This is a genomic window from Mucilaginibacter ginsenosidivorax (assembly GCF_007971525.1).
GTDB classification, from domain to species: Bacteria; Bacteroidota; Bacteroidia; order Sphingobacteriales; family Sphingobacteriaceae; genus Mucilaginibacter; species Mucilaginibacter ginsenosidivorax.
Genome location: NZ_CP042437.1, coordinates 4,172,769 through 4,198,186 on the forward strand (window position 1 = coordinate 4,172,769; position 25,418 = coordinate 4,198,186).

Annotated in this window: 20 protein-coding genes; 10 read left to right on the top strand and 10 right to left on the bottom strand. The window is 43.5% G+C overall.

The window, feature by feature from the left end:
- Positions 1 to 308: 308 nt before the first annotated feature.
- The 4 genes from FSB76_RS17530 to FSB76_RS17545 all read right to left on the bottom strand — a co-directional run bounded on the left by FSB76_RS17530 (position 309) and on the right by FSB76_RS17545 (position 5,949).
- On the bottom strand, positions 309 to 2,111 hold the full coding sequence (locus FSB76_RS17530) for an IPT/TIG domain-containing protein (protein WP_147055544.1): 1,803 nt from the start codon (positions 2,109 to 2,111) through the stop codon (positions 309 to 311).
- Between the two features lie 130 nt (positions 2,112 to 2,241).
- Positions 2,242 to 2,868 carry a response regulator gene (locus FSB76_RS17535; RefSeq protein WP_147055546.1) on the bottom strand — a complete coding sequence of 209 codons (627 nt, stop codon included), beginning with the start codon at positions 2,866 to 2,868 and terminating at the stop codon, positions 2,242 to 2,244.
- Between the two features lie 52 nt (positions 2,869 to 2,920).
- Entirely contained in the window at positions 2,921 to 4,822 is a 1,902-nt protein-coding gene (locus FSB76_RS17540; RefSeq protein WP_147055547.1) for a sensor histidine kinase, read from the bottom strand.
- Between the two features lie 17 nt (positions 4,823 to 4,839).
- Positions 4,840 to 5,949 carry a ligand-binding sensor domain-containing protein gene (locus tag FSB76_RS17545; RefSeq protein WP_147055549.1) on the bottom strand — a complete coding sequence of 370 codons (1,110 nt, stop codon included), beginning with the start codon at positions 5,947 to 5,949 and terminating at the stop codon, positions 4,840 to 4,842.
- A gap of 453 nt (positions 5,950 to 6,402) precedes the next feature.
- Between FSB76_RS17545 and FSB76_RS17550 the strand changes: the two genes are divergently transcribed.
- A complete protein-coding gene (locus FSB76_RS17550; protein WP_147055551.1) occupies positions 6,403 to 6,744 on the top strand; it encodes an ArsR/SmtB family transcription factor in 342 nt (113 codons plus the stop codon).
- A complete protein-coding gene (locus FSB76_RS17555; protein ID WP_147055553.1) occupies positions 6,725 to 7,189 on the top strand; it encodes an SRPBCC family protein in 465 nt (154 codons plus the stop codon). Before FSB76_RS17550 ends, FSB76_RS17555 begins: the two co-directional genes overlap by 20 nt.
- A gap of 125 nt (positions 7,190 to 7,314) precedes the next feature.
- Here the strand turns inward: FSB76_RS17555 and FSB76_RS17560 are convergent, their stop codons facing one another.
- Entirely contained in the window at positions 7,315 to 8,232 is a 918-nt protein-coding gene (locus tag FSB76_RS17560; RefSeq protein WP_147055555.1) for a helix-turn-helix domain-containing protein, read from the bottom strand.
- 596 nt (positions 8,233 to 8,828) lie between these two features.
- Here FSB76_RS17560 and FSB76_RS17565 point away from each other — a divergent pair.
- The 6 genes from FSB76_RS17565 (at position 8,829) to FSB76_RS17585 (ending at position 14,656) form a co-directional block, all read left to right on the top strand.
- Positions 8,829 to 9,428, top strand: coding sequence for a GIN domain-containing protein (locus FSB76_RS17565; protein ID WP_147055557.1), 600 nt, complete (start codon positions 8,829 to 8,831; stop codon positions 9,426 to 9,428).
- A 182-nt stretch (positions 9,429 to 9,610) separates the two neighbouring features.
- The gene (locus FSB76_RS17570) at positions 9,611 to 10,498 is read left to right on the top strand and encodes a universal stress protein (protein WP_147055559.1); all 888 of its coding nucleotides are present in this window, start codon (positions 9,611 to 9,613) and stop codon (positions 10,496 to 10,498) included.
- Positions 10,499 to 10,521: 23 nt separating this feature from the next.
- The gene (locus tag FSB76_RS32360) at positions 10,522 to 10,683 is read left to right on the top strand and encodes a hypothetical protein (RefSeq protein WP_192910086.1); all 162 of its coding nucleotides are present in this window, start codon (positions 10,522 to 10,524) and stop codon (positions 10,681 to 10,683) included.
- A 193-nt stretch (positions 10,684 to 10,876) separates the two neighbouring features.
- Positions 10,877 to 11,896 carry a sensor histidine kinase gene (locus FSB76_RS17575; RefSeq protein ID WP_147055561.1) on the top strand — a complete coding sequence of 340 codons (1,020 nt, stop codon included), beginning with the start codon at positions 10,877 to 10,879 and terminating at the stop codon, positions 11,894 to 11,896.
- Entirely contained in the window at positions 11,893 to 12,603 is a 711-nt protein-coding gene (locus FSB76_RS17580) for a LytR/AlgR family response regulator transcription factor (RefSeq protein WP_147055563.1), read from the top strand. The genes FSB76_RS17575 and FSB76_RS17580 overlap by 4 nt, the downstream gene beginning before the upstream one ends.
- Before the next feature lie 391 nt (positions 12,604 to 12,994).
- On the top strand, positions 12,995 to 14,656 hold the full coding sequence (locus FSB76_RS17585) for a glycoside hydrolase family 28 protein (RefSeq protein ID WP_147055565.1): 1,662 nt from the start codon (positions 12,995 to 12,997) through the stop codon (positions 14,654 to 14,656).
- Positions 14,657 to 14,741: 85 nt separating this feature from the next.
- On the opposite strand, the gene FSB76_RS17590 is transcribed toward FSB76_RS17585, so the two are convergent.
- The 5 genes from FSB76_RS17590 to FSB76_RS17610 all read right to left on the bottom strand — a co-directional run bounded on the left by FSB76_RS17590 (position 14,742) and on the right by FSB76_RS17610 (position 22,671).
- A complete protein-coding gene (locus FSB76_RS17590) occupies positions 14,742 to 15,647 on the bottom strand; it encodes a helix-turn-helix domain-containing protein (protein ID WP_147055568.1) in 906 nt (301 codons plus the stop codon).
- A gap of 59 nt (positions 15,648 to 15,706) precedes the next feature.
- Entirely contained in the window at positions 15,707 to 16,525 is an 819-nt protein-coding gene (locus FSB76_RS17595; RefSeq protein WP_147055570.1) for an SDR family NAD(P)-dependent oxidoreductase, read from the bottom strand.
- A gap of 142 nt (positions 16,526 to 16,667) precedes the next feature.
- Complete coding sequence (locus tag FSB76_RS17600; RefSeq protein ID WP_147055572.1) at positions 16,668 to 18,359, bottom strand: glycoside hydrolase family 26 protein; 1,692 nt, start codon at positions 18,357 to 18,359, stop codon at positions 16,668 to 16,670.
- Positions 18,360 to 18,364: 5 nt separating this feature from the next.
- Positions 18,365 to 21,355, bottom strand: coding sequence for a glycosyltransferase family 2 protein (locus FSB76_RS17605; protein WP_147055574.1), 2,991 nt, complete (start codon positions 21,353 to 21,355; stop codon positions 18,365 to 18,367).
- A complete protein-coding gene (locus tag FSB76_RS17610; RefSeq protein ID WP_147055576.1) occupies positions 21,352 to 22,671 on the bottom strand; it encodes a glycoside hydrolase family 2 TIM barrel-domain containing protein in 1,320 nt (439 codons plus the stop codon). Before FSB76_RS17610 ends, FSB76_RS17605 begins: the two co-directional genes overlap by 4 nt.
- 268 nt (positions 22,672 to 22,939) lie before the next feature.
- Between FSB76_RS17610 and upp the strand changes: the two genes are divergently transcribed.
- The gene (gene upp, locus FSB76_RS17615; RefSeq protein ID WP_147055578.1) at positions 22,940 to 23,584 is read left to right on the top strand and encodes a uracil phosphoribosyltransferase; all 645 of its coding nucleotides are present in this window, start codon (positions 22,940 to 22,942) and stop codon (positions 23,582 to 23,584) included.
- Between the two features lie 121 nt (positions 23,585 to 23,705).
- Positions 23,706 to 25,280 carry a Na+/H+ antiporter gene (locus tag FSB76_RS17620; RefSeq protein ID WP_147055580.1) on the top strand — a complete coding sequence of 525 codons (1,575 nt, stop codon included), beginning with the start codon at positions 23,706 to 23,708 and terminating at the stop codon, positions 25,278 to 25,280.
- The last annotated feature ends 138 nt before the right edge of the window (positions 25,281 to 25,418 follow it).

Sequence of the window (25,418 nt, forward strand, 5' to 3'; positions counted from 1 at the left end):
TTATGCCTTACAGAACAGCGGATGCCGGAAGCATCAGCGCCGTAATAAGGATGTAAATGAATATTGCCCGTATTGCGATGAGTTAAATTCAGGCGGTTGTAATTGAAAAAGACTATAAAAAACATTGCGCCGGTGGCGGACGTAAAAAAACATGCCGATGATTACAATTATTATATTGTTGAATAACTTCCGGGTACATGGCAAGTGCTTCCCTGTTTTCCATTAAAGCCACAAAAAGCTTACATATATGCAGGCTTTTTGTGGCTTTATTTACCTATAATACTTTACCGGCTTAGGCGTACCAATAATTATTTAACATACAAAGAAATAACCTGGTTTGCCGATGTACGCGCACAACCCGGGCCCAGTATGGTGCATCCCGGGTCCATTTCAACAAAATCCCCATTTTTCCAATAGCCGTTTTCGCCTGATGATGACGATGCGCCGCCGATATATAAATCGGTATTATTATACAAGAACAACGAAGATACGTTTTCGGCAACTGCATAGGCGGATGGAGTAAGCATGGTGCCATTTTTCCAAACTGCCCCCGCGCCGTTGTATTGGCCGCCCACATAAACATCACCGCCCGACACCAGTATGCTGGAAACGCTGTTGAATAAGCTGTTGCCCGGTGTGGTTAATGGTATGGAAATGCCATTTTTCCAGAGGCGTGGGGCTTTATTGATAATTCCGCCCGAAGCAGGGTCCCTTATTTCTTCAAAACCAGCTATGTAAATGGCACCGCCCGAAACACATATGGCCGTTGCCTGCGCATTACCCGAGTGTATGCCATCGGTTATGTCAATTGGTGTGCCGTTTTTCCAGTAAGTAGCTTTTAAAATGGTAGAAGTTCCCAGATATCGTGCCCCGGCCACGTAGGTATCGCCATTGCTCACGGCTAAAGCATTGTTTAAATAATTACTGGTGCCCGAGCCTCCGATATTAGTGACTGTTGTAGTTGTTAGCTGGGTGGCCGTGCCATTTTTCCAGACATAGTAAGTTCCGTTAATCTGGCCCAGGCAATAAACATCGGTGCCCGAAACAACTATCGAAAACGTGTACCCGGTTTGCGAAGATAGCTGCACAGCTGTGCCATTTTTCCAGTAAGTGGGAACATTTGCGGTAGTTGGGCCTGCAATATAGATGTCAGTACCTGAACCAACCATAGCATATGCGCTTGTGCAGGAGGGGATAGCCGTAAAAGAAGAATTTTTCCACCAACCGTAGCCGCTGCGGGTATCGGAGCCAAGTACATAAACAGTTGGTCCGGTCGCTGTGTATGTAAAAGCTATGCCATTAGATGTACCGCCAACGGTGGTAACAGTTACATTTCCTGAACTGCCGCCGGTTGGCACTTTAACAACCAGTTGCGTAGTATTTGCAGTGGTAACGCTGGCGGTGGTACCGTTAAATTTAACAGTGTTATTAGCAGCTACGGCATCAAAATCAGTCCCGGTAATGGTTACTGAGGCACCCTCGGCAGCCGATGTTGGATTAATTGCCGTGATAGTTGGGGCTACAATAAAGGTAAATACAGGTCCGGTTGCCGTTCCGCCTGATGTGGCTACGGTTACGGCCCCGCTGGTGGCCGCGGCTGGCGCGGTAACCACTAATTTTGTGGTTGTAGCCGATGTAATAGCCGCAGCAACACCGTTAAATTTAACGGTGTTGTTGGCCGCAGTCGCGTCAAAGTTTGTCCCGGTGATTGTTATAGCGGTACCTGCTTTGGCCGAAACAGGGCTGATTGTTGCAATTGTTGGCGCCAATAAATAAGTAAATACCGGCCCGGTAGCGGTGCCGCCGGCAGTAGTTACGGTTATGGCCCCGGTGCTGGCCGCTGCCGGTGCGGTTACAGTCAGCTTACCTGCCGTTGCCGATGTAACGGTTGCATCAGTTCCGTTAAATTTTACGGTATTATCGGCAGCTGTAGCGCTAAAGTTGGCGCCGCTGATAGTAACTACAGTGCCGGCAATGCCAGAAGTAGGGCTGATGGTATTAATTGCAGGTACTTTTACAGGTATGAGTACCGGGCTGCTTTTTTTACAGCCGGGCAAAATAAAAGACATCACAAAAAATATACAAATAGAGTAGGTGAGTTTTGTTTTCATAAGGTATAGTTTTACGTTTTAGCCGGAGATGTTAAAGCCGCGCTTACTTACCCATGAAATTGAGCATATTTGGAACGATGGTCAATCCTCTTTTTGAGTGAATTGAGCGCCGGTTAACCAGGTTAGCATATTACAATATTTTTTCTTTCAGCGCCTTGGCTATCGCTTCTTTGCCGCAGTTTACATGAAGTTTCAGGTAAATTTTTTTGAGGTGCGAGCGCACGGTATCAAAAGCCATGTTCAATTCGTCGGCAATTATTTTAATGCTGTTCCCTTTTATTAAAAGCTGCAACACATCCGTTTCGCGCGAAGTGAGGTTATATTGGTTATCGGTTTTTTGCTGAAATGACATCAGCACTTTTCTGGCAATCACCGGCGACATGGGCGCGCCACCATCCAATACCTCGCGAATGGCATCAAACAGCCGGGCTGGCGGCGTTTTTTTTAGTAAATAACCGTTGGCCCCCGCGCAAAGGCATTGAAAAAGCTTCTCATCGTCCTCAAAAACAGTGTACATGATTACAGCAGTTTCCGGCCGCGCTTGTTTTACCATAGCAACGCCACTTATACCTGTTTTGCCGGGCATATCTATATCCATCAGCACAACATCGGGCTTAAGCCGTTCTATAATTTCTGCTGCCTGGGTGCAATTATCAAAATTGCCTTTAACCGCGTAATCAGGGTCGCTGTTAAGCAGGTAGGCCAACGACTCGCGCAAACGATCGTTATCTTCAAATAAAACTATACTTACCGGCATAAGTGCTAAATTACAGTTTACTATTTAACAGGCCTATCACTCTTTTGAGTGATTAAAGCACGGGTATAATAATGGTAAGCAAAGTACCTTCATCGATGGCCGACAAAATTGAAATACTTCCTTTCCACTTTGCCAACCGTATTTTCATGTTTTTTATACCGTTACGTGAAGTAGGCTGTGTGGTATCAAAGCCTTTGCCATTATCTTTAATAATCATTTGCAAATGGTTTTGATGGCTTTGCAGGCTGATGTCGACATGCGTTGCGGCAGCATGTTTGTAAATGTTGTTTACCGCCTCTTTAAACACCAGGTAAATGTCTTTTCTTTTTTCCATGTGCAGCTTTTTATAGGCTATCTTCTCGTCAAAGTGGAAATGATAGGCAATGTTTGCACCTTCAAACAATTCGGCGGTATATCTTTTCATCCTGGCCACAGTTTGCTCATAGCTGTCATTAAGGGTGTTTATGCTCCACACAATATCATCTAATGATTGGTTGGAGGTGTTTACTTCTTCGGTTATCCGTTTCAAAAAGCTCCGGGCTTGTTCTGGCGCTGATAGGTTGGCGTTGCTCAGTTCGGTAAGTATATTGATGTTGCTAAGGGTTGAACCAATATCGTCATGTAAATCCGTAGCGATGCTATTGCGGATAGCCTGAACCCGCAGCACCTGCCTGATGCGGTTAAGGTAGATGAAATAAATAATACCACCTGTGGTTATGATGGCTAAAACAATAAACCACCAGCTTTTATAGTAAGGGGTTTGCACCGAAAAAAGCAGGGTGGCCTGGTTTGTACTCATAGTACCATCGGCCATTTGTGCTTTAACGCTGAAAGTGTAATTGCCCGACAACAGGTTTGAAAATGATATTTGCCGCGTTCGGCCTGCCGAGATCCAATTTTTGCTCAGGTTGTTAAGTCGGTAATAATACCTGTTTTGCATACCATCAACCAGGTTAACCGCACTAAAAGCGATGCTGATATTATTATCGTTGGCAGGCAGGCTGATGCTTTGCGCCGGGTTTAAATTGTTGCCCGATGAAGTTACAGCCGTAATTAATACGCCGGGGGCCCGGCGTGGCCGCAGCAATTGGTTTGGTATTGCACTGTAAAATATATGGGCCGTATTAAAATATACCTTGTTTGCGGCGCTGTCGTACTTTACGCTTAACACAGGATCTTCTGACGATGGGTAATAACCGCCAAATAAAAAAAAATGGCCGGTGCCGGGTTCCATGCAGTTTAATCCGTTTTTAGTGCCAATCCATAGGCGGCCTTTATTGTCGGCAGCCAGGCTGTAAACCGTATTTGACGATAGGGCTTCGGGCATATCAACCTTTTTAAACTTTTGGCTGCTGATGTCAAATTTCACCAGGCCGGCATTGGTGCCCATCCATATCTTGCCCCTTTTATCTGCATAGATGGTATTGATGACGCCATTATCAAAATCGGTATTATAAGCCGGGGGGAACAACGCGAATTGATGATTGGTCCGGCTCCACTTTACCAGCCCGCGCCCTTCGGTACCGCCCATCCACAGGTCGCCAAATTCATCCTCGGCAATACAAACGGGGAACCTGATGGGCAATTGGTTGCCTTTGTCCTTTTTTGAATAAAGCTGCAGGCTATTGTTAGTTAAATTATAAGCAGCAAGGCCATTCCCTTCGCCAAGGCCCATCCACAGTACGTTTTCCTTATCGGTAAATTGGGTAATCACGGGGCATTTTCCAATTAATGGCACATTTACAGGCCGGGGGCCGGCCATGCCTTTTTTCCATTCATATATACCTCTTTGTGTACCTATCCAAAATTTATCCACTCCCGCGGCTCTTATGTTCCAGGTGTCGTTTACATCTGCAGTTTTTCCAATTAATAGCTCCTTCCATGGCGTATTAAGCAGATTGGTATAAAATATCCCGCCGCCGGTGGTGGTTAAAAAAATATGTTCTTTAACCACAAAAGTGCCCGATAGGTCTATCCCACGGTGATCCCGGGGTTATATGCCGGCAGTTCCGATGTAGAAATGCCGTTGGCAATCAGCGTAAACTTATATAAACCATTGCCGGTACCCACCCAAAGGTTGCCTTCGGTATCAAATAACGTGCAAAACACATGTTGTTTGGGTAGTAATACGTCGCTTTTAAAATCGCTGCGCCCAACGGCCGATGCCTGGGTATTCCAATACGCCAGCCCGCCATCGTTTAGGGTACAAGTTGCCAGTCCATTATTTAGCAGGTTGATGTGGGTGTTATAATATATCTGGCCTTTGCCGGGTAAATGATTGAAAGCCGAGGCAGTTATCTGGCCGGATAAGGAATTCAAGAAGAAAACACTATCAACCATATGTTTTACAAACCACGAATTGCCCTTTTTATCAAACGCAATATCCCTCACGTTTAAGCTATCTATCACCGATAGCGGATACCCCTTTAACTGGTTTAACGGAATAATTTTGTTGCTTGCGGGAGTATAGATATGATATTGAATTTTTTTATCCTTCACCAATCTGAAAAGAACGCTTCCGTTGGGTAGGGGGTGGATACTTTCGACGAACATAACCAAGGTTGCTCCCTGGTCATTAGCCCCCCTGGTAAATTGAAGTATATTAAGGTTTTGATCGAGCTTATAAAGCCCCATTTGCGAGGCCGCCCAAATGTTGTTTTGCTTATCTACCGATGCGATGTAAAAATTATTTTCGAAAGGGAACATTTTTGCCGAAGCCGGCACCAGCAGGGTTTTAAATATATTAGTCCTGGTATTAAAAATACATAAGCCGGTTGAGGTGGCTGCCAGTAACCGGTGGCCGGGCAATTTTTGTATGGAGATGATATTGTTGCCCGGCAGCGAGCTTGTTGTTTTGGAGTGATAAAAATTTTTAAACTCAACCCCGTCATACCGGCTTAAGCCATAGTTGGTGCCCAGCCATAAAAAGCCATCATCGTCCTGGCAAATTGTATTGATGGTGGCATCAGGCAAACCATCTTTTACAGAAAAATATGCCGGCAGTATTTTGTCCAGCTTTTGTGAATGGGCAGCAAGCGCCATACCATTCAGCAATAAAACCAAGATGAGTTTTCGGTACATGTTTCGAGATAGTTAAAGATATGGTATTCAGCTAATTGTTTACCTGGTAAAAAAAATATTTTAACACACCGCCGCCCGGTACCGTTAGGGCAAACGCAGCTAATCGGGTTAACATAACTTAACACATTTTAAAAATATTTTTTATAATTATTTGATAATCAATTTTTTATATCTTATCATGGTTAACACTAAACTGAGCGTGCAATTTAGAAGCATCCAAATATTTGTGCCTGTTGTTGGCCAATGTAATTACCACAGGCCCCGGGTCATTTAACCACTATCAGCCAATAAAACAAGGCATCGTTTGATGTTTATAACTTCCCGACGCTGTAAGCTTATTTGGTTTAGCCATTTAGTTGCATTGCCCTGATGGAACCGCAGGAGAATTAAACATAAAAAAATTTGCGCAAGTAGTTGCTTGCATTTATATTTGCAAGTAAGTACTTGCGAATAATGAAAACCAGACGAGACGTTTACCAGGCCATAGCCGACCCTACCCGTAGGGCCATAATTAACATGATTGCTACGCAGCCGCATAACGTGAACACTATAGCGGCAAACTTTGATGTTACACGCCAGGCGATATCGTTGCACATCCAGATCCTGGCCGATTGCGGCCTTATTAACGTTAAGCGGCATGGGCGCGACAGGTTTTGCGAAGCCCGGCTCGATCAGCTCGGCGAGGTATCGGCCTGGATAGATCAGTACCGCCAGCATTGGGAAAGCAAATTAGATAATCTTGAAAACTATGTTGTACAATTAAAAAATGAACGAAATGGAAAACACAAAAAGTAACACTGCCGACCGCGAATTACGCCTGACCCGAACATTGGAAGCCCCGGTTGAACTGGTATGGGAAGTATGGACCCAGCCAGAGCATATTGCCAAATGGTGGGGCCCAAACGGTTTCACCAACACCATTAGTAAAATGGATGTTGAACCCGAAGGCGAGTGGGACCTGGTAATGCATGGCCCCGACGGAACAGATTATAAAAACAAAAGCATATTCAAAGAGGTTATCCCGCTTAAAAAAATAGTTTATGAACATGTGAGCGGCCCTAAATTTGTTGCCACTATTGAATTTGAAGCGCAGGGCGAACAAACACACATTAGCTGGCATATGCTGTTTGAATCGCGTGAGCAATTTATACAAGTTGTAAAAACCTTTAAAGCCGACGAAGGGCTGAAACAGAATTTGGAAAAACTAAACCAATACGTAAAAGGTGTAAAATTGGGGTAGGTTGTATTCGGCCTGCGGGGGTAAATGGTGCGTGAACGCTAAGCTCCATTTTTTCGCAGATCTTGTGCGAGGGGAGGGTAGAGGATGCCTTTAACGGCAAAGGCAGCCTCTACCATATTACCCCGTTAATTGAATGACTGCCTGAACTCCAGCGGCGAAAAATGGGTTTTTGTTTTAAATAATTTGCTAAACGATTGGGGATGTTCGAACCCTAATTCGTAGGCAATTTCGCTTACTGATAAATTGGTGGTTGATAGTTTTTCTTTTGCCTTTTCTATCAGCTTATCATGAATGTGCTGCTGGGTGCTTTGGCCTGTTAATATTTTTAATAAGCCGCTTAAATAATTGGGCGATACATTTAGTGTTTCGGCAATGTAAGCAACTGTAGGCAATCCTTTTTGTGCCAGGGCCTCACTGCTAAAATAAGCAGTAAGAATAGCTTCCAAACGATCAAGAATCTGGTGGTTAGCTATTTTGCGGGTGATAAACTGGCGCTGGTAAAACCTTTCCGAATAAGTAAGCAATACGTCAATTTGTGCAACAATGATGTCCTGGCTAAACTTATCAATGTTTGAATGATATTCCTGCTGGATGTTTTGCATTATAGCCCCAATGATGTTTTCCTCCTTTTCCGACAGAAATAGGGCTTCTTTCACCGAATAATCAAAATACTCATAGCGCTTAATTGATTTAGCTAAAGGCGTGTTCCATAAAAAATCGGGATGAAACAATAACATCCACCCGGATTGATTTAATGCGGCATTGGGATCGGTCTCAATTTTTAAAACCTGGCCGGGTGCCATAAAAAACATAATACCATCGTCAAAATCATAATCGTGTTGTCCGTATTTCATCCGCGCATTAAAATTTCTTTTTAATGCAACCGAATAAAAATCTTTTACCATGCTCATTTCAGCGCCGGGTACCTGGGTAACATTTTCCAGGTTTATAACGCTTATTAGCGGGTGCTCCGGCTTAGGCAAACCCCTGAACTGGTGAAATTCGCTTATTGTTTTAAATCGCCTGGGTTGCATATTTGGCATATCACAATGTACTTAATTTTCATAAAAGACAACGGCAATTTCCCAACGGGTCATCTTCACCGCTTTTATTTTATCAGTTCAAAGGTATGCATCAGGAGATACCGGCGTGTAGCCAAATCTACTATTGTTGTAGCCTAATAATTAGCCGCTGGCAGCAAAGGCTTATGGCCGGTGCGTTGACGCTAACGAGGATGTGTTTTGCCCGCCCTGCGGGCGGCATTAATACAATATTGGTGATAAAAAAACTCAGCATCCCACGCCATTTTACGCCGCCTGAAAATTGTTTTTGAGGGATGGGATGCTGTGGTAAACAACTGTAAATAGCATAGTGGAAATTGTAGATTCTGTATAATTTATTAATAATCAGTGGTTTGTATTGCTTTTATGTAAGGGAAAGTTGTTGAAAATAATAGTGTAATTTTTACACTAAGATGAATGTTTTCATGGAGAGAAACCACACCTTTGCAGTGGAAAACAGGACACCAATATATAACCCTACAGGGCGACAATATCGGGTTAAAATTGGCCCCGTTTTTTGGTTGCATTTATAGATAATCAATGCAATTAATTAACAATTACAATTAAAAAATACAAAAATGAAAACCAAAATTTTATCCGTAATCACAATGTTTGTTGTTGTGTTAGGATTAACACAATCAACCTACGCCAAATCACTAACAATTGATGCCTTCACTGTATTAAATGATATCAGCACCATCAATAAAATAGAAGTTCATGGTAATGTAGAACTATACATCTCTGACGCCACCCGCGACCAGGTAAAAGTTTACAATAAATACTATGCCGAACGTGCTTTGGTGCAAACCAAAAATGGCGTGTTAAGCATTGCCTCTTATACCAACGAAAAACTGGTAGTTTGGGTAAGCGCTGCCGACCTGCGTTCCGTTTCGGTATTTGATAACTCATCCTTAACATCATTCGGTAAACTGTCAAAAATTGAATTTAACGTTGATTTGCATAACAGCGCAGTAGCCAGTTTAAACTTAGATGCTTTTAGTACTACCTTAACTGTAAAAGATAATGCGACAGCAGATTTGAAAGGCGCAACAGAAGAATTAAACCTTAACAGGGCAATTCAGTCGAATGTTAACAATAGCAACTTTGCTGTAACCCATTTAGTTGAAAACAAAGCCATTTTAGCCGCAGGTATGGGCCGCAGTGTAATTGGCATATAAGCCCGACTTTTGCAAAAGTCCATCATATATTACGGGAGCTATCTGCTAAGCAGGTAGCTTTTTTTGTTTCATGGTTTTTGCTTATAGATATTGATTAAAGACAGGCTTTTAGGTGACGGCGCTCATTTTTTGCCCCAGCGCTTTTATCCAACTTTACAACATTATATTAAAGTTGAGTCATCATGAAAACTATAGCTGTACTTATCGATTTTTCTGAGCGTTCGGAGCATATAGCCAAATATGCCCTGCACCTGGCCAAAAAAATAAAAGCAAATGTTTTGCTGTTTAACGCATTCCTGGTACCGGCAGATGTACCTATGGCGACTGCCCAACTGGCCTGGCCTGTTTACGAGTACGAGGAAATAAAAAAAGATGCCGAAAAGACTTTAAGAAAGTTATGCGACAAGCTAAAACACGGCCTCAGGGAAAGGCCTTCGCCAGGTGCGTTTATGCCCGAGATTAGCTGCAGATGCGAAGAAGGCCCGGTTGTAAACACCCTGGCAACCCTTGAGCAAGATAAGAATATTGTGCTGCTGGTTGCAGGCACCCACGGGGCCGATACCGTATCAACATTTGTTTTAGGTAACAATTGCCGCGAGCTTATTGACGATACCAAACTCCCTTTATTGCTGGTTCCTGAAAATGCTGCGATTAAACATATTGAAAGACTCATTTTTGCAAGCGACCTGGATCCAAACGATGTTAAATATATAAATGCAGTAGCCGGCCTGGCGCATCAATACGCTGCCAACATAGTGATTGGGAATGTGAACCCCGAGCTGCCCACAGATACCAAACATAACAAAGCAGAAAATTCGTTTATGCAGGAGGTGGTACTTAAGGTTGATTACAAACGTATTAGCTACCGTAATTTTCCTAACGAAGATGTGAAAAAAGGATTGGCCTGGGTACTGGAAACCGAAAAGCCGGATATGCTGGTGATGGTTCACCGGAAAAGCAATCTGCTTGATTTCTTTCTTAAATCGAGCGTTACTAAAAAGATGGCAGCAAATACAACAGTACCCTTGTTGGTTTATCCATACCCGATGGATTCAGTTCCCGAATTTTAGGTTTATTACGCACCAGTACAGGCATGAAAATAAATAAACAATGGCATCTGGATAATCCAATGCCTAAAAACCCAACCTTTAATCAGCGCGTGGAGTGGCACCTGCAGCATCAAAAAAATTGTGCTTGCAGGCCAATTCCGGCAAAATTAGCCTCGGCAATGATTGAGCAAGGAATTAAGTTGTAGCCGCCAGGTTCCTGAACACCCGGTTATCTGAATTTTTACTGTAATCATCGTGAAAAATACCCCAACGGTGTAAAATGGTACCTGAAAACAAAAAAGGTTGGTATTTTTGAATAGGAACAGCCCGCAAGCAGTAAGGATAGGTAATTCATAACGTTGCCGGCTGGTTCGTCAATTTAAAAAACGGGGAAATTTGATGGAAATATCCAGGTACAAACCGGGCATTGTTCAGCTCCAGGTGTTGATATGGGCGGCCGTACTGCTGTTAATTTTCTTTTCGTTGTTACCGATGGATGGTTTGCCCAAATCGGTTATTTATACGGTAGTCAACACAACATCTTACGCCATTATTATTTATGGCAACATCCTTATTTTATACCCGGTATTTTATCAGAAGGGGAGATTTATTTGGTATGGCGCCCTGGTGGTAATTTTTCTGTTAGTTATGGGGATTTTGCGGGGTTATGTATTAATAACGTTGTACCAGCATTATGCATTAATGAAAACAGCGCAGCTAAGTTTGCCCACACTGCTCGGCTATGTTCCGGGCGGTATACTCATCTATGTTCTCAGCCTGATTTTCCGGATATCCATTGCCTATTTTGCCCTGAAACAACGAGCAGAAGAAATAATGCTGCAAAAAAGCCAGGCCGAGCTTAATTTGCTTAAATCGCAGGTGCAGCCGCACTTTTTGTTCAATACGTTAAATAACATTTATTACAAAGTGTATAAGGTCGATCCGATATCAGCGGGGTTAATAGAGCGGCTATCGGATATCATGCGCTATTTTGTTGACGAAAGCCCCAAAGATGTAGTACCGGTAAATACCGAAGTTGCATTTATTGAAAACTATATCGAGCTTGAAAAAATCCGGATAAGGCATGGCGCCACCATTAATTTCGGGAAGGCATATAACCCCGAGCTGCGTATTCCGCCTATGTTGCTCATGACCTTTGTCGAAAATGTTTTTAAACATGGCATTGATAAGTCGCTCATGCAAAATGAGGTGAATATTTCGCTGGTACAAAAAGAAGGTTATTTGATTTTTAAAACCATCAATCGTATAATTATATCAACAGCAACCGGGCCATCAAAGGGGTTTGGAATAGCCAATTTAACCCAAAGGCTCACTATGTTATATGGTTCAAATTTTGAACTGGCTATTGATACCACTGGCGGGCTATACACCGCATTGCTAAAAATACCGCTCCAATGAATTTAAGCTGCATTATTATTGATGACGAACCAGACGCGGTTGACCTGCTGGAATTGCTGATAAAACAAAGCACCCAATGGAAGTTAAAAGCCAAATGCTACAATGCTTTGGAAGCGCTTGCGTTTTTGAAAACAAACCAGGTTGATTTTATTTTTTTGGATATTAATATGCCGCAGCTCAGCGGTATGGAGCTGGCTACCCTGTTGCCAACCCGAACCAGAATTGTTTTCACCACGGCTTATTCAGCATATGCCGCGGAAAGCTACATGTTTAACACCATCGACTACCTGCTGAAACCGATTACGCTGAAACGTTTCCTGTCATCGGTACAAAAAATAGAAGCCTATTTTGCAAAATACCAACCGGAGCAGCAGCCGGATGCCGTGCAGGCCCAGGATTTATTTTTTGTAAAATCGGGCAAAACATTAAGGAAGATAGTGTTAAGGGATATCCTGTATTTTGAGGGGGAAAAAGATTACGTAAGACTGGTAACAGCCCGCGAGCAATTGCTGGTATACCGCCGCTTAAAAGATATTGAAGAGCAGCTTAACCCGCCGTTTATCAGGGTTCATAATTCATACATCATCAACTATGAACAGCTTAGCAAAATTGAAGATAACCATATTTATATTGCCGATAAACGAATCCCCGTCAGCGAAAAATTCAGGGATGCATTTATGGATCTCATTAATAAAAAGAAATTTTGAGTTAAGGTAGTCAACCTCAAAACGGTTTCGTAATCCATCTTGATTTAACAGCACACGCGCTCAGGCACCTTTTTAGGGCTTCGCTCCTCAAAATGGCCAAGAAATATATTGCCGAGCAGGAAAAAGACAGACACAACGGCTACTTCCACCCACAGCGTATTGGTATTCCAGGTCATAAATTATCATTTTATAAATAAAGATAGTATTGTTTGTTTTTAAACGGAAGGCTGCCCGGATAAAAGACAATCCGGATTATTGTTTAGCCAAAAAGTGGCTGATATCCCCATAAAAATAAACTTAATTTTGATTTGGCCAATAGCCCTTAACAACCAATTATAACCTGTTAAACGCGTACAACGGGCCTGAGAAACATTTTACTATCTGATGATCAATGGAAACTTACGACGATAATTTTTCACGACGCAACTGGCTAAAAACAGTTACAAAAGCTTCTGCGGGCGCAGGCATAATTGCTGCCGCGCCAGCACTTTTACATGCACAACCTGCAAATATCCAAAAAGCCGACCCGCTGTTGGGTACCCGTATTTACAACATTATGGATTACGGCGCCAAAGGCGATGGCGTAACGCTTGATACCAAAGCGCTGCAGGCCGCCATTGACGCCTGCAATAAAGACCAGGGCGGCACGGTACTGGTGCCTGCCGGTGTGTTTGTTATAGGCACGGTTGAACTGAAAAGCAATGTTACCCTGCACATAGCCGCACAGGGTAAATTACTGGGCAGCGCCGATGGTAAACAATACTACGCTGCCCAGGCTATCCCACTTACAGGCGATACCACATTAAACGATGGCAATGTAGGCTTGCTATTTGCGGTAAAAGCCGATAATATTCGTGTTGAAGGACCGGGTACTATTGATGGGCAGGGTGCACAATTCCGCAGCCCTACAAAAGGAGCGCCGTCACCTGCTGGCATTAGCGGCAATCACCGGCCCTATCATTTGCTTTTTTACCAATGTCAAAACGTTATTGTTAATGATATTTTTTTGAAAGACTGTGCCTATCATTCTGTACGCATTATTCAAAGCAGTTATGTAAAGCTTGATGGCATCCATATCCGCGGACGGGTAATTCATAATAACGATGGTTTTCATTTCATCAGTTGCCAGTATGTTCATATGGTTAACTGCGATGTACAATCGCAGGATGATGCCTGTGCGCTGTTTGGCAGCTGCAAGTTTATTACCATCACCAATTGCACGTTCAGCACAAGGTGGTCGGTTTTTCGTTTTGGCGGCGGGGTTGCCGAAAATATTACAATTTCCAACTGCATCATTTTAGAAGCCTATGGCTGCCCTATAAAAATGCGTTGCGAGCGCCACTCGCGGATGGAAAATATTTCATTCTCTAACCTGGTGATGCATAAGGTAACCGGCCCCATATCAATAGGCATGGGTTCGGTTGATGATCCGGGTACGGCCCGTAATATATCTTTCAATGGTATTCACGCCAATGTTGTTGTGCCCGTTCAGCTTGCCGATGCCGAATTTACCAGCAATTATCACCCAGGCGAAATAAAATCATGTATAGCTATTAACGGTGCCGAAGGTTTTTTACTCGAAAATATCAGCTTTAACGATGTTCATATCACTTTTGCAGGTGGAGGCACGGCAGAAGACGCCGCGGTACGCGATGTGCCAAAAAATGCGGGTGAATATTATGCCGACGGGGTTTTTCCGGCTTATGGTTTATATGCGCGCTATGCCCAGGGCCTTACTTTAAATAACGTGAGATTTGAAGTTGCCACGCCCGAGCTAAGGCCCGCACTGGTTTTTGACCAGGTAACAGATGCCGCTATAAATGGCCTGAACGCCCAGGGAAATAAAGATGCCGAATCGGTACTGCGGCTGATTGATACCCAGGATGTTTTGCTAACCGCGACGCGTGTACTTAGCCCGGCAGCTGTTTTTATGCGTGTTGAAGGTGCCGCCAGCAGCAATATTAAAATTGATGGCGGTGATATTTCAAAAGCCGGCGTTGCTTTATCATTTGCTGCAGGAGCCACAAAAAATGCCGTAAAATTGCGCGATTAATCTTTGCTTTACGAATGCTATAAAAGCACTGTTACAATGTGAATGAAAATGCAGTGCTATGGCAAATGAGTTGCTTGTTTAATAACTAATTATTATTGAGTTTAATGCGAAACTCATTCGGGCTAATGCCAACTTCTTTTTTGAATAACTTTGAAAAATAGGGAAGATTTTCGAACCCCAATTGATAGGCGATTTCTGAAATCGACTGATCGCCTGCCGTAATTAGATTTTTTGCATCGGAGATTAAAAACAAATGGATGTGGTCAATCGCTGTTTTCCCGGTTTCCTGTTTCAACAAATCGCTCAGGTATCGTGGTGAAAGGCCGAGCTGGGATGCCATATAGGTTACTGTTGGGAAGCCTTTTTTGCGGACAAGGCCTTTTTCAAAATAATCGTTCAGCACTTCGTTGAACTTCGACACTGTTTTGCCCGTCAATACGGCCCGGTTAATAAATTGTCTTTTATAAAACCGCCTGCTGTACTTTAGCATTGAATCAAGATGGGAAAGTATAATGTCGCGGCTATATTCGTCCTGGTTGTTTCGGTACTCCATATCCATTTTAAGAAATAAATCCCAAACAAGCTCCTCTTCTTTAGGCGCAAGATGCAAAGCCTCGCTGGTTTCATATTCAAAAAAGCTGTACTTCCTGATCTCGCTGCGCAGCAGATGACCAATTAAAAAGTCCTCGTGAAAATAGATCAGGAATCCATCTCCATCTATTTCCATCTCATTGAGTGCTACAATTTGCCTGGGGCTAACAAAAAACATGTTTCCCTGTGCATGATCATACTTGGTTTTACCGTACATCATTGTGCCGGATTTTACTTTCTTGAAGCCAATTAAATAAAAATCGCTCGTGTGTTCAACAATGCTAAGGCTGCCGCTGGCATGAAGGGTTGCATCACATTTGAGCAGGCTGATCATGGGATGTTCAGGCGGCGGAAGTCCGAGGCTGCTATGAAGATTGCTGAGGTTCCTGAAATGTTTCATATGCTTAAATAAGCAGGATCGATGTTATACACAGACCCTGCTGTATTTGTTTTAATTAATTATTTTCCGTGTGCTTCCACTGCCACATCCTGCCACTCTTCCCAGGTGGCAAGCCGGTCCTGGTAAGCCTGTTTGGCATAAAGCAACCCAAATTTCCCCAGGAAAAGCCTGAGTGGAGGTTGGGGCGAATCTATTAGTTTAAAAATTGCTTTCACCGTAGATTCAGGAATACCAAAGATATCATCTGTTACGCGAGATTGAAAAGCGCTTTTTACCTCATCATACTCCTGCATAGGTTGGGCATATATGGCCGAGGAAGTGGTAAAATCAGTTGAATAAGCATTGGGCTCAACGAGTGTTACTTTAATCCCGAAATCCTTTACTTCGGCGGCAAGTGTTTCGCTAAGTCCCTCTACAGCAAACTTGGTACTGCTGTAAACCCCCATAATTGGAACCGGGGTAATGCCTAATGTGCTCGACAGCTGGATGATGTGGCCATTGCCCTGCTTGCGCATTACCGGTATTATTGCCTGTGTCATCCACAATAAACCGAATATGTTGGTTTCAACCAGCTTACGGGCATTTTGTTCATCCGTTTCCTCAATAGCACCAAAAAGGCCAAAGCCTGCGTTGTTAATCAGCACATCAATAGCACCAAAGTGGTCCTGCGCTTTTTTTACAGCGGCAAAGCAATCTGCGCGGTTGGTAACGTCCAGTTTTATTGGCAGCAAGGCGTTTCCATATTGTTGCACCAGCTCTTGTAATGAATTGAGATCGCGCACGGTGGCGGCCACTTTATCGCCGCGTTTTAAAAATGCTTCTGTCCAGATTTTTCCAAATCCCCTGGAAGCTCCTGTAATGAAAATAGTCTTTGACATCGTTTTGTGTTAAATGATAATGCAAAGCTATCGGATGCCCCGGCGCGCCACTTATTCAAAAGTACGGAAGGCTGATACTTTTTTACGTTAGCGCCTGATGAAATGCTGCAAATACTCCCGCTACTAACCTTGGCTTCATGCTTTACCGCTTCAACAGGCGGCAAAACTTGGCCATAGATTTGGGTGTCATACTCCAGTCGGGGGCTTTAATGCTGCCCCAGGCTTTGGGGTTGTCATATAAATTAAAGTAGCACACGCCAAAAACATGCGGGTTGGCATTTATTGTTTTGGCGGCACCGGCAAGCCACTGGTCCTGAAAGCTTTCGGGACCTTTAACACCAAATTCGGTGATAAATAAAGGTTTACCCAAAAATCGCATTCTGAAATATTTCCGGTTAAATATGGTGCTGAACGCTTCTTGTTTATCAGGGTCGGTTATGTTTTTATCGGGCAGGCCATAAATGGCAATACTTATAAAATCAACCACGTCGCTGCCGGGCCAAAAATCAGCCGAACCTCTGTCGCCGGCAGGGCCCCAAACCTTTTTTACATTTTTGCCCGGCCCGCCGTTAAACTGCATAAAATAACGGTAGGCGGTAATATAAGTAACCGGGTCCTGGCTTTGCCATGCATAACGGTGAATAGGAATCTCCATCTCGTGCATCCACCGCAAATAAACCGTTTGGTTGGTTGCCGAAATGATACTGAATAATTTTTTGATCTGCTGATCAAAAGTGCCATTCAATATCCTTTCCAGTGTCAGGGTATCGGCCTTGTGGGCGGCATCTTTCCAGGGCTCCATGGTAACAATAACATCATGGTGCCTGCCGGTAACCTCCAAAAACTTTTTTTCAAAATCGCCACGCTCTACCTCGCCAAAATCGGTAAATAAATGTTCTACAGTAATATTTTTTTGATTAAGCAACCGTTTATTCGGATCAAATACACCCACCTGCAGTACTTTTCTGATGGGCTTGGCTTTGCAGCTATCGGTATAATTGCTGTCGGAGTATACCGTTTGGCGGTATCTGTTAATGTAGGCCTTCTCTTCGGCCAGCCAGGTTGGCTGGAAGGTTGCATTTGAAATATTCCCTGCATCCACAATTAATACGGGCTTATTAATAAACCTTAAGCGATGCAGCTTTTGCCTTAGCATTCCTTGAGTTGTTTTGGCCGCCGGATAAAAATTTACGCTGTTTTCTGAAGGGCTGCCAAGGGTAATGCTCACATAATCAACATATTTATTGCCGGGCCAGTATTCGGTATCACCGGGATAGCCCGATGGGCTCCAAACCACTTTGGCACTATGTGCGTATTGTTTTAGCTTTTTTGCAAAGTAATTAAACGAAGTGATATAGCTCTGAGGCGATTGGTACTGCCATGGGTAAAAATTTGTAGGCACTTCCATGTCCGGGTTCCAGCGGACGTATACCTGGTTGCGGGCTTTTGAAATTATGGCGGCTAATTCAAGTATCTGCTTATCAAACTTCCCGTTTTTTAATTCTGTTAAAACATTGGTATTGTAGTTTACGCCAGATAGCCAGGTTTCAACAGTTAACATTACATCGTGCTTTACCAGCTCTTTTTCAATTTCGCCTTTGTCATACCATGGCGCATTGTTCCTCCAGGTGGCTTTGTATGATACCACATTACCCGGCTGCAAATCGGTCCCTGTATTATTGACGTTAAAAATGCCGCCCAGGCGCTCATTTGAGGGGTAATAAATATTAAGATAGTAAGAACGGTACAACGGCTTAAGTAGCCAAAGCACCACCGCCAGCAACGCAATGGCCAATCCTGCAAACAGCAAACGTTTTGAACGAATGTTTTTCAAGCTTGTTAATTTTTAAGTGGCGTATTTAACGTAACATAATCATTATTGGCGTTATTGCCATTTACGGCCACCATGTATAAGCGATAACTATTACTGCCAGGCGGTATATTAACGTATATGGTAGGCCCATCGCCAATTTTACTCATGTTGATAGCGCTGCCCATTGCATCAATTTTTACCAGGTACCATTCAAAACGCAGGTTGGTTTTTAAATAAGCAGCAACATTCCATTTATTATAGGCATATATCAATGCGCTGTATGGCAACGAGGCCCCGGGGTTGGTAGTTAAAGCTGGCTTTAGTATCCTCACCGGGGGCAAATTATTATCGGGTATGGTGCCATGCCATGCCATACTTATTTGATGAAGATAGGGTTTATTCCGTCCCCATACATCTTTTAAACCGTCAAAGGTGGTAACCGGCCCGCTTTGCTGATCCTGCCAGCTGGCATAAAAAATGCCTCCGCGCGGCCATGCAGCATTTTTTAAGCTTATGGGGTTTGCATTACTTATAAAATAAGGGGCTGTTATATCGGTAGTAATGTATTTTAATGATGGCTTATCCTTAATAATAAGGCCAAAGGCATCTATGGCGGGTATTTGAGCATGCAGTAAATTTAGTGTTGTTGCCAATGCAGGTACCGGTAACACATCAAAGGTTAGGGGCCTGGTGGGGTCTGCAAGTTTTATATCGTTCACCAATTGTTTTAGCCACCTGATGTAGTGGTATTGGGCGTAAAATAATTGGGGCGTATGGTAAAAACTACTTAATTGCTGATAGCTGCTATTGCCCAAGTTCCAGGCGGTAATATCGGCATTGGTTTTGTTTTTGTTTATCGTTTTCAAGATAAGTTTAGCCACATCGTCTAAATTATCGGCCTCGTCAATAAAGTTTTGGGCATCGGGAATCCAAAAGCTGTAATGGATTTTGAGCCCCTGTTGCGCGGCGGCCTCAAAAGTGGAATGGTCGTAAATATTAGGTCCGTATATCTTAATGGTATTTACGCCGGCGGCACGCATTTCTTTAAAATCGGCGACGATTATTTTTTTTGTGAGCGGCGATATATTTTTATACCAGTAGTGGCCTTTGGGATAAATAACACCTTTAACAGCTGGAAATATGTGCGGATTTAAAAGGATGTTTTTAAGCTGGGTAAGCCTGTCTGTTACCGTTTTATTACTATCTGCAGGTAACAAGGCAGGCCTGGCAGCCGGAGCATATAATTGCTGCTGGTTAATAATTTTCCATAACCCTGCCGTATCTGCAGAACCAGGCTTAATAATAGAATTTTCGCCATTGTGTAATACGCTGTAATTGCCTGCATTGCCAACGTCGGCCCCATTATCAGTATCTTCCCTGGAAACGTAAACGCTGATACATATCACAAATACCGTAAGTATCAGGTTAACTTTTCTCACCCCGGTGTACACCCTTCTTCTTAACAGCCAAAAATGCTTTTTGCCTGTTTTTACGTTAGATACAATATTGAACATGGTGTTATGGTTGCCCAAAAACATTTGCAGTTTGAGCTCAGAACTCGCGATGAGCATAAACACCATAAACAGGCAATTCAACAGCGCTATAGCCGACATAAAAAGGGTAAACGGGCTCCAATCGGAATAAAGGCCGCAGGCAATGGCCGATAGTGAAATTACCAGCACCGCAATGTTTGGCAAGTTGTTTTTTAAATTTTTCTCATCCTTAACATCTTTTGGGGTAGGGATGTACGGAACATTTTTACGGATAATGGTATATATAAAGCCCAGTATAAAAATCCACCAGGTGCCAATAAGTAAAAGCCCTCCTACTGCATGAAAGCCCCGTTCGTTATCTTCCATCACCCATTCCTGCACAAAGTGCCTTATTAAAATAACCGAGGTGATAAACGGGACGCTGATAACCAAAAAGTCCGAAAAATCCATTTTTAACGGATACACATTCATGAACAGCGATAAAACCGGGATAGAAAAATTAATCAGGAAAATAAAGCCCGATAAATAAAAAAAAGGCAACAGCCCGTAATGGATTTTTTGCCGCCAGGTAAACTTGGTGAATAGTTTAACGTAGGAGGTAACCAGTAGCTCGAACACCCCGCGCGACCACTTTATTTGCTGCTTGTAATAGGCCGATAAGGTAGCAGGCACCAGGCCGCGGGCCAGCACCTGTGGTACGTAAACAGATTTCCATTGTTTGGCATGTAGCTGCATGGCGGTATGCATATCCTCGGCCAGCCCGGCGGCATGCCCGCCAATTGATTCAAGCGCGGTACGCCTGAAGGTACAGTTGGCCCCAATGGCCTGCACGGTGCCGTAGCTGTTCATGCACATCATCATGGGGCCATAAAAATGGTAGGTTTGCTGCGCGGCGCCCTTTGCTATCCAACCTATGCGCTGGTTGTAATAGGCCTGTACTACCTGTACATAACCAATTTCGGGATTATCGAAATGGGACACGATGGGATCCAGAAATTCCGGGAAGGGCACATGATCGGGGTCAAGTACCACACATAACTCGCCCGATGATTGAGCCAAGGCATTGTTAATGTTACCTGCTTTGGCATCTGTTTTTTTAACACGAGTAATGTGATGTACCCCCAATTGCCCGCAAACCTCCTTCAGGTACGGGTCGTTGGCTTCATCGCATAAATAAGTTTCATGGGGGTAAGTAATATTCTGGATAGCAGTGAGCGTTTCTAAAATCATCTCGTAGGGCTCACCTGCGCAAAATGTTGTAAAAACATCCACTGTATATTGCCTGGTTACAGGCGGCGTGGCGGGTACGCTGATTGACCAATAATGGTACCACTCGTAAATTACTTTAAAAAAGGTGTAAACAAAAGTTACAATCAGCATCCAGTAAAGCGGTTTATAACCAACCACTGATGTACGGAGCAAGCTATGCATGAAAAAAAACATGCAAACCAGCCCTATCACAATCATTAGCCTCAAATTAAGCAATTGCTTTTTTGAAGGTGGTTTTATACTGTTGCTCTTCATGGATTATTCAACACGTAAAACGGAACGTTGGCAGTTGCAAAGTAACCGGTATTGTTATAAACGTAAACATATAAACGGTAGGGGCCTTCGCTTTCCGGTACCTTAAATTTTGCTACAGGCCCGTTATTTTCAGTAAATGCGTCTTTTATATTCTTTAATGGCTTTTCGCCGAAAATACCATTGGGCTTAAACCAATCTTCGGCAAATAGTTTCCATTTATAGGTTAGTTTGGCCGTATCTGGTTCGTTCATATAGGCTACTGCAAAGGTTGTGGTTTTAGGGCTAAACAAAATGTTATCATGCCCGCCTTTATTGTTTACCAGCATGTACTTAATGTCGGGCGCTTTCATTGGGGCCTTTTTACCGGTCCATAAATATTGCATGGCGTTTACGGCCTCGGTTTGGGCTCCCTGCTCATCAAAAAGGCTAAACCAGGTTGGCGTAAGTTCCTGTTTTTGCCCCCAATAAAAAACCATCGATCCTAAAAACCTGGGATTATCAACCGGCATATAGTTGCGGTAGATGGCTAAATATTGTTCGGCTTTTTTTGTGCTGCTATCTTCAACATATGCGCCCCATATATTTTGGCTGCCGGCCACCCAGGGCCCCTCAACAGACCATTCTGTTATCAGGAACGGACCGCTCCAAAGCCATTTAAAATCCTGCAGGTTTTGCTTTAAGGTTTGTATCGAGCCAAAAATGTTAAACGATATAAAATCAACAGGTGTGCGATGCTGTATGTTAAAAATATCTTCTTTTTGGAATCCCACAGTGGTTGTGGTTACGGGATGTTGCGGATCGTCGTGATGAATAACGTCAACAAGGTTATTAAAAATAGTATAGAACTGGTTAAACCGGGGCCTGATGGGGAATGACAGTTCGTTACCCAGGCACCAGCATAAAAGCGCCGGATGGTTTTTATATTTATTAATTAAACTGGTGATTTTTTTTGTAACAATAGCCGCCTGAGGCGTGTTGTAAAACTCGTCCATTTTTAGGCTGGGCGGCATGGGCAAACCTACTATTACCGCTAAATTGTTGGCTTGTGCCGAATCTAAAATATTGGCTAGGTGTAGCGTGTCCCAAACTCTTATGGTATTGCCTCCGGCTTCTTTTAATCGCTTAAGGTTAGTGTACCCCGCAGCTCCTTTCACAAAAAAAGGCTTGCCATTGCGATACAAGGTGTATTTGCCGTTTTCGTTTTTGATAAAAACTGTTTTGCCCATATTGTTGGCAGGCTGTACCCTATTGCAGGCAAGCAGCAAAAAACAAAGCATTAAATAAGTGACCACTAATCTGAAAGAATAAAATGTCATAGATGTTAGTTCAGTTCGCTTAAAAATGGAGCTCGTGTTAGGGATTCAGGCTAATTTCAGACGTGTAATTTGAAATCAAAACTAAGCTTTTTACGAGATTTAACCGTTTTATGTTGTTGCGGAGGTTTTTTTTAACGTGTCACATTTTTGATAGACTAATGTGCCAGTGTTAAAATGTTAGCAGGTTTTGGTGAGGAAAAGCGTGTCTCAGGAATATTTGCCATGAAATAAATGATACTGTTTCATTCAAAATAACTTAATTTTAAACATGATTTTCGTCCTCAATAAAACCAATACAATTGCCAACCAGTTTTTGGCCGAATTGCGCGATACGGAGATTCAGCAGGATAAGGCCCGCTTTAGGCGCAACCAGGAAAAGCTGGGCGAAATTTTGGCCTATGAGCTTAGCAAAACCCTGCATTATCAAGCCAAAGAAGTACAAACCCCTTTGGGCATAGCCAACATCAATACTCCTGCCGACCAGCCCGTGTTGGGTACCATCCTGCGGGCCGGGCTGCCCTTTCACCAGGGCTTTATGCATTTTTTCGATCAGTCCGAATCGGCATTTATAACCGCCTATCGTAAAGTAAAAAGAGGAGGCTCGTTCCTGATCCAGGTAGACCATATCTCGACGCCGAACTTAAACGATAAAATCCTCATCCTGTGCGATACCATGCTGGCTACCGGCCAAAGCCTGGTATCTGTTTGTAAGGAGCTGATGGCACAATATAATATTAAAGAGCTGCACATAGCCGCCGTAATTGCCAGCACCGTGGGCATAGCGCATGTACGCGCCAACCTGCCTAAAGCCAAACTATGGGTATGCGCCATTGACGAGGAGATGACCAGTAAAGCCTATATTGTACCCGGCCTGGGCGATGCCGGAGATCTGGCGTTTGGCGAAAAGATGTAGTGGGATTTCGGAATTGGGATTTTCGATGTCGGGTTTTTAATTTTTTACAAAGGGTGGGGCAATCTCCACAAATTACATCCGCATTTTTTATAAATTAGGCTGTAGTTTAATTCCTGTACAAATGCTTGACGATTTTCCGTTTTATTTATGCCTGGTTATTGTGATATTATTATTGATCATGCTGAGCAGGAAAATAAAAGTTGCCTACCCCGTTTTGCTGGTATTGGCCGGCTTGGGCATCAGTTTTATCCCGGGCCTGCCTACATTGCATATCGAATCGGAATTAATTTTTATTTTGTTCCTTCCTCCCTTACTATATGATGCAGCATGGCACATTTCATGGAAAGAACTTTGGCACTGGCGGCGGATCATCGGAAGTTTTGCCTTTCTTGTTGTGTTTTTTACTGCACTGGCTGTGGCGCTGATTGTTAATTATTTTATCCCCGGCTTTACATTGGCACTTGGTTTTTTGTTAGGCGCAATAGTTTCACCTCCCGATGCGGTGAGCGTTGGGGCTATTTTAAAATTTGTAAAAGTACCAAAGCGGCTGTCATATGTTTTGGAGGGCGAAAGCCTTTTAAATGACGCATCCTCGCTCATTATTTTCCGCTTTGCGCTTATAGCAGTGGCAACCGGCAGCTTTGTTTGGCATCAGGCTGCTTTAAGCTTTGTGTGGATGCTGGCAGGTGGCATAGGCATTGGCCTTATTATTGGCTACATGTTTATGAAAACACATAAATACCTGCCAACCGATACCAATACAGATATTGCATTATCCCTGTTAACACCTTATATGATGTATATAGCAGCCGAGGCCGTTCATAGTTCGGGCGTGCTGGCCGTGGTGAGTGGCGGCCTGCTGCTATCCAATTACCGGTTGCGTTACCTGAGCAGCAGCTCGAGACTGGGTGGTTTAAACGTTTGGGACAGCCTTAGCTTTGTGCTTAACGGTTTGGTGTTTATGATCATCGGGCTCGATTTGCCCCAGATTACCGCCGGGCTCGAACGGGTATCCATAGCCGGGGCTATTGGTTATGGTTTATTGGTAACCGGGGTATTAATTGTTGGGCGCATTTTATCAGCCTTTGCAGCTGTACTGGTTACCCTGGTAGCCCGGAATTTTATTACAGTTGCCGATAGTAGAAATCCTGGTTTTAAGCTACCTTTTTTGATTGGCTGGTCGGGTATGCGTGGGGTGGTGTCGCTGGCATCGGCTTTATCCATACCGGTTTACCTGGCCAACGGGGCGGCGTTTCCGCAGCGGAACCTTATTTTGTTCATTACATTTATAGTCATTTTAACCACCTTATTGCTACAGGGTTTAACCTTGCCTTACCTGATCAGGAAACTGAATTTAACCGACCCCGATGAAGTGGCGCCCGACGAAGAAGTTTACAACGATATCAGGAAACAGCTAAATCAGCATGCGTTGCTATATTTAAATTCAAACTGCTGCGAGCAGGTGAGCAGGCAGCCAATGCTTCAGCAAATGGCGCTTAAGTGGCAAAATAACGATCAATTAGCTGATGGTTTATTGATGACAGAAGAATCTAAATCGGTTTACCGCGATGTGCTTAACCTGCAAAGGAAATGGCTGATTAACAAAAATAAGGAAGATGTGAACATCGACGAAGAAATCATCCGGCGGCACCTTTTATACCTTGACCTGGAGGAAGAAAAGCTGCAATTTATTTAGGCTGCATTATATCATAACGCAGGCCAACCTCCCTTCAGAATCAGGGGGCCTTTTTAGCGCCGGCAATTACATTGTAACAGTATCGGAGACTACTTAAATTGAAATATGCCTCTTTGCGCGATATTCAGTTGCGTGGCC

Bases quoted from the DNA above. Each gene is read 5' to 3' on its own strand.
- FSB76_RS17530 (WP_147055544.1), bottom strand. From the start codon at position 2,111: ATGAAAACAAAACTCACCTACTCTATTTGTATATTTTTTGTGATGTCT.
- FSB76_RS17535 (WP_147055546.1), bottom strand. From the start codon at position 2,868: ATGCCGGTAAGTATAGTTTTATTTGAAGATAACGATCGTTTGCGCGAG.
- FSB76_RS17545 (WP_147055549.1), bottom strand. From the start codon at position 5,949: ATGTACCGAAAACTCATCTTGGTTTTATTGCTGAATGGTATGGCGCTT.
- FSB76_RS17550 (WP_147055551.1), top strand. From the start codon at position 6,403: ATGAAAACCAGACGAGACGTTTACCAGGCCATAGCCGACCCTACCCGT.
- FSB76_RS17555 (WP_147055553.1), top strand. From the start codon at position 6,725: ATGGAAAACACAAAAAGTAACACTGCCGACCGCGAATTACGCCTGACC.
- FSB76_RS17560 (WP_147055555.1), bottom strand. From the start codon at position 8,232: ATGCCAAATATGCAACCCAGGCGATTTAAAACAATAAGCGAATTTCAC.
- FSB76_RS17565 (WP_147055557.1), top strand. From the start codon at position 8,829: ATGAAAACCAAAATTTTATCCGTAATCACAATGTTTGTTGTTGTGTTA.
- FSB76_RS17570 (WP_147055559.1), top strand. From the start codon at position 9,611: ATGAAAACTATAGCTGTACTTATCGATTTTTCTGAGCGTTCGGAGCAT.
- FSB76_RS32360 (WP_192910086.1), top strand. From the start codon at position 10,522: ATGAAAATAAATAAACAATGGCATCTGGATAATCCAATGCCTAAAAAC.
- FSB76_RS17575 (WP_147055561.1), top strand. From the start codon at position 10,877: ATGGAAATATCCAGGTACAAACCGGGCATTGTTCAGCTCCAGGTGTTG.
- FSB76_RS17580 (WP_147055563.1), top strand. From the start codon at position 11,893: ATGAATTTAAGCTGCATTATTATTGATGACGAACCAGACGCGGTTGAC.
- FSB76_RS17585 (WP_147055565.1), top strand. From the start codon at position 12,995: ATGGAAACTTACGACGATAATTTTTCACGACGCAACTGGCTAAAAACA.
- FSB76_RS17590 (WP_147055568.1), bottom strand. From the start codon at position 15,647: ATGAAACATTTCAGGAACCTCAGCAATCTTCATAGCAGCCTCGGACTT.
- FSB76_RS17595 (WP_147055570.1), bottom strand. From the start codon at position 16,525: ATGTCAAAGACTATTTTCATTACAGGAGCTTCCAGGGGATTTGGAAAA.
- FSB76_RS17605 (WP_147055574.1), bottom strand. From the start codon at position 21,355: ATGAAGAGCAACAGTATAAAACCACCTTCAAAAAAGCAATTGCTTAAT.
- FSB76_RS17610 (WP_147055576.1), bottom strand. From the start codon at position 22,671: ATGACATTTTATTCTTTCAGATTAGTGGTCACTTATTTAATGCTTTGT.
- upp (WP_147055578.1), top strand. From the start codon at position 22,940: ATGATTTTCGTCCTCAATAAAACCAATACAATTGCCAACCAGTTTTTG.
- FSB76_RS17620 (WP_147055580.1), top strand. From the start codon at position 23,706: ATGCTTGACGATTTTCCGTTTTATTTATGCCTGGTTATTGTGATATTA.